Here is a 4,223-nt window from a genome sequence, read left to right as displayed (position 1 = left end):
GTTCAGGGCGTTCCGGGTTTCGCCGCGGGCTGGGTCCAGCTCAAGGACAATGAGTCGACGCGAATCATGGTGCGCACAATCCAGGACGAGCTGCGCCAGGAGTTTCCGGGCGCGCAATTCCTCGCCTTGCCGTTCGAACAGGGCCCGCCTGTGGAAGCCCCGATCGAGCTTTATATAGTCGGCGATAATCTCGAAACGCTTGACCGGCTTGGCAATGAGGTCCGCCGTATCCTGTCCGACGTGCCTGGCATCACCTATACCAAGGGCAGCCTTCAGCGAGGAGCGCCGATTGTAACGATACGGGCCGATGAAGCCGCGACGGCGATGTCAGGCGAGGGTCTGGCTCAGCTTGCCAATGATCTTCGGGCCGAGCTCGAAGGTGTGCCTGCCGGATCAATTCTCGAAGGCATCGAGGAAATTCCGGTTAGGGTCATTGCGCCTGATGCGCGCCGGTCTGAACTTGCCGATCTCAGGGCCAAGACGATTGGCGACCGGCGCAACGGCCCTGGTACACCGATCGCCTCACTCGGTGACATCACGCTTGATCCGCAAACGGCGGTTATCACGCGCAGGGCCGGGCGGCGCGTGAACGAGATTCACGGCTTCACTGAGCCATACTCTCTGCCCGCGCCGATTATGAAGCAGTTCGAGCTCGCCCTGGACGAGGCGGGGTTCGAAACCCCTCCGGGCTATCACATCAGCATTGGCGGGGAGGCGGAAACGCGCGCCGAAGCGATGACGAATCTGATGTCGCTTGCCGTGCCGCTCATCCTTGTCATGGCCGGCGCTGTGGCGCTTGTCTTCAACTCGTTCCGCATGTCGATGCTGATCCTGCTGGCTGGCGGGCTTTCAATGGGGCTCGCATTCGGAGGCGTGTGGTTGTTCAACCTGCCGCTGGGCTTCAATGCGATTATCGGCGCGCTGGGCCTGCTGGGTATTTCGATCAACAGTTCGATCGTCGTTCTTTCGCTGCTGCAGGGCAATGAAGCGGCGCGCAATGATGATGTGATTGCGCAACGCGAAGTCGTGGTGGCGGCGACACGGCATATCGTGGCGACCACGCTGACCACGATGGGCGGCTTCGTTCCGATTATCCTGACCGGTGATGTCTTCTGGCTGCCGCTTGCCACAGCGATCGCCGGCGGTGTTGCCGGGTCGGCCTTGCTCGCGCTCTATTTCACACCGTCCGTCTACCGCCTGATGACGATGAAGCCGATCAGTCGCACGCTCTGCAGGCTTTCCGGCAAAAGCGCGCAGCGCGTCCAGCCTGCGGAATAGGCGCGCCTTACCCATCGAGGTAACGCGATGCTTACCATTTCAGCACAGTCTGCACCGCTGACAGCAATTTCGCAGGAACAGACTCCGGACTATGCCCAATACATCCCTGGACCTTGCCGAAATTGATCCCCCAAAATGGCGAGTCCTGGTCAGCGGATCGGTCTATGGGCCTTACACATTGGGTCAGCTGCAGGGCTTTGTGCGCGAAAGACGGATCGGGCCGGCGACACGGATTGCGTGCGGCGACGGCGGCGCTTTCATTGAAGCGAGTGAGCACACCGAACTGGCCCGCATCTTTGCCGATGACGAGACCAAAGAGCCGGGCGCCTCCGATGAGCCAGCCAACTATCTCGTGATCGCCCGCCTTGTCGGGACAGGCGAGATGCAGCTTATTGGCGCGCTCAACCGTCTGGGTAAGTTCGCCGAAGTCATGGCCGGGGTCTGGGTGCTCCGCTCAAAGGTGAAGCAGGTCCGTATCAGGGACCATATCAGATCGACAGTGAGCGCTGCCGACCAGGTGATGATCGCGAACACGACATCCGGCCGGCTGGCCTGGCTCAATCTGGGTCCTGAGGCCGACATCCATATTCGCGGCGTCTGGGACGCCGATCTCGACTAGGCAGGTTCAGCGACTTCGGCAGGCAGGGGAGCCTCCTTGCCGAGGATCATGTCGGCTGCTTTCTCCGCAATCATGATGGTCGGTGCATTCGTATTGCCGCCAATGAGTGTCGGCATGACCGACGCATCGACGACACGAAGGCCTTCGACACCGCGGACGCGCAATTCGCCATCGAGCGGATCGGCATCGTTCACGCCCATGCTGGCCGTGCCGACCGGGTGATAGATCGTCTCGCCGGTGTTGCGAATGAAGGCGTCGATCTCGTCATCACTGCGGACATCCGCCCCTGGCATAATCTCGTCGCCGCGAAAGGCCGAGAATGCGTCCTGCGAGGCGATCTCGCGGCACATCTTCACGCCTTCGCGGATCGCCCGGCGGTCTTCTTCGGTGGCGAGATAGTTCGGATCGATGCGAGGTGCCTCAAACGGGTCAGCGCTTGCCAGGGTGACGGTGCCGCGACTTTCCGGGCGCAACTGACAGGCGTGAATGGTAAAGCCATCCGATTTTATCTCTGTGCGGCCGTGATCCATCATGATCGCATTGACATAGTGAAGCTGCAGGTCCGGCCGGTCGAGGCCTTCGCGGGACTTCAGGAAAGCGCCCGCCTGAAGGAAATTGTCGCGCCCTGCGCCTTGTTTGCGAAGCAGGTAATTCAGGCCCACCGCAATTTTCTTCAGCCCGGCCTGCTTCGAATAGGCTGAGAGCTTCTCGGTCATTTTATTGATCACCGTGACGTCCAGATGATCCTGAAGGTTCCGGCCGACCTTTTCGCGATTGGCGATGACTGGGATGTCGTGAACGCGCAGGATCTCTTCCGGTCCGACACCCGACAGCATAAGAATTTGCGGCGACTGGACCGCACCCGCGCACAACAGGACCTCTTTCTTCGCCTCTATCGTTTCTGGCTCTGCGCCCTGGCTCGCGACCGTTTCGACGCCGTGCGCCCGCCCGCCCCGGAAGACGACCCGGCTGACGAGCGCGGTCGACTTGATGGTGAGGTTTGGCCGTTGATCTGCGATCGGTCGAAGGAAGGCGAAAGACGCGCTCCAGCGCTCCCCATCATTGATGGTCCGCTGATAACCGCCTACGCCTTCCTGCTGGGCTCCGTTGAAATCATCCGTTTTGCGATGGCCGGCCTCGACACCCGCCTTGATGAAGGCGTTGTAGGACACTGAATCAAGAGGACTTTCCTCAACAACCAGCGGGCCTTCGGTGCCGTGGTGCTCGGAGGTATCGCCGCGGTAGCCTTCCGAACGGCGGAAATAGGGGAGAACATCGGCATAGCCCCAGCCGCGCAGGCCGGACTGGCGCCACTGATCATAGTCGCGCGCATGGCCACGAATATAGATCATGCCGTTGATCGAAGAGGAGCCGCCCCAGCCCTTGCCGCGCGGCCACCAGAGTTCGCGATTGTGCATGTGGCGCTGCGGCGTGGTGTAGAAGCCCCAATTGTGCGGGTTCTTTTCCTTGATGAGGCTGCCGACGCCGGCCGGCATGCGCACCATCAGGCTCTTGTCCTTGCCGCCTGCTTCGATCAGGCAGACCGATACGCCAGGGTCTGCACTCAGCCGGTTGGCGAGAACACATCCGGCGCTGCCGGCCCCGACGATGATATAGTCATACCCTTCAGCCTTGCCCATCGCTTCTGCTCCCGCCTTCAGTCTCTATGATTCATCCGTGACGATAGTGTCAGCTTTACCGAAAGCTTCAACCATTTATGAACCGTTGGCTGTCTAACCTGCGATTGTATGGCGACTTTGATCGCCCGCCATGATGCTCAGCAGTGGAGAGGCATTTGTCAGCGCTATTGAAGAAATCAGCAAGCCTGCTTGTTCGGTCCGACCTTCATAAGGACCGGCGCCGCAGTACGCGTGTCCCTGTCGCGTTGAATGGCCGCTTTCTGATAAAGGATGCCGATGACCATAGCCTGCTCACACGCGATATTTCGTGCGGCGGGGCTAATCTGATTTCAAACGTTGCGCCCGACCTCGACACGCGCCTCATCTGCTATCTCGACGATCTCGGCCGGCTGGAAGCTGAAATCGTTCGTCATACCGAGCAGGGATTTGCAGTGAGATTCAATGTCACGGCGCGCAAGAAAGACAAGATTGCAGACCGGCTCACCTGGCTTGCCAATTACAAGGCGCTTGGCCTCGATGATGAGCGGGAGGCACCGCGCTATGCAGGCGGAGGCGCTGCGCTCGTGACCCGCGCAGATGGCCGCGTCCTGCAATGCCGCACCATCGATATCTCGCTTGCAGGGGCTGCGTTTGAAGGCGACGGCCCTGCGCCGCCCGTCGGAGAGATTGTCACTGTGGGCAATCTG

4 protein-coding genes are annotated in these 4,223 nt (G+C 60.5%); 3 read left to right on the top strand and 1 reads right to left on the bottom strand.

All coding sequences use genetic code 11. From position 1 onward, the window contains the following. Together WA989_RS08175 and WA989_RS08170 are read left to right on the top strand one after the other, a co-directional pair. A partial coding sequence (locus WA989_RS08175) for an efflux RND transporter permease subunit (protein WP_424340009.1) occupies positions 1–1,278 on the top strand: 1,278 nt, incomplete at its 5' end. A gap of 91 nt (positions 1,279–1,369) precedes the next feature. Then, positions 1,370–1,897 (top strand): hypothetical protein, encoded by a 528-nt coding sequence (locus WA989_RS08170; protein ID WP_424340008.1) that lies wholly within the window; start codon positions 1,370–1,372, stop codon positions 1,895–1,897. Here the strand turns inward: WA989_RS08170 and WA989_RS08165 are convergent. Beyond that, positions 1,894–3,537 (bottom strand): choline dehydrogenase, encoded by a 1,644-nt coding sequence (locus WA989_RS08165; protein ID WP_424340007.1) that lies wholly within the window; start codon positions 3,535–3,537, stop codon positions 1,894–1,896. The two genes, WA989_RS08170 and WA989_RS08165, sit on opposite strands and share 4 nt — an antisense overlap. Positions 3,538–3,692: 155 nt before the next feature. Here WA989_RS08165 and WA989_RS08160 point away from each other — a divergent pair. After that, on the top strand, positions 3,693–4,223 hold a 531-nt coding region (locus WA989_RS08160; RefSeq protein WP_424340006.1), incomplete at its 3' end, for a PilZ domain-containing protein.

The organism is Henriciella sp., from assembly GCF_049649345.1.
Classification (GTDB): Bacteria; Pseudomonadota; Alphaproteobacteria; order Caulobacterales; family Hyphomonadaceae; genus Henriciella.
Note: the sequence above shows the minus strand (reverse complement) of the source record. Positions and strands in the feature narration are given on the sequence as shown.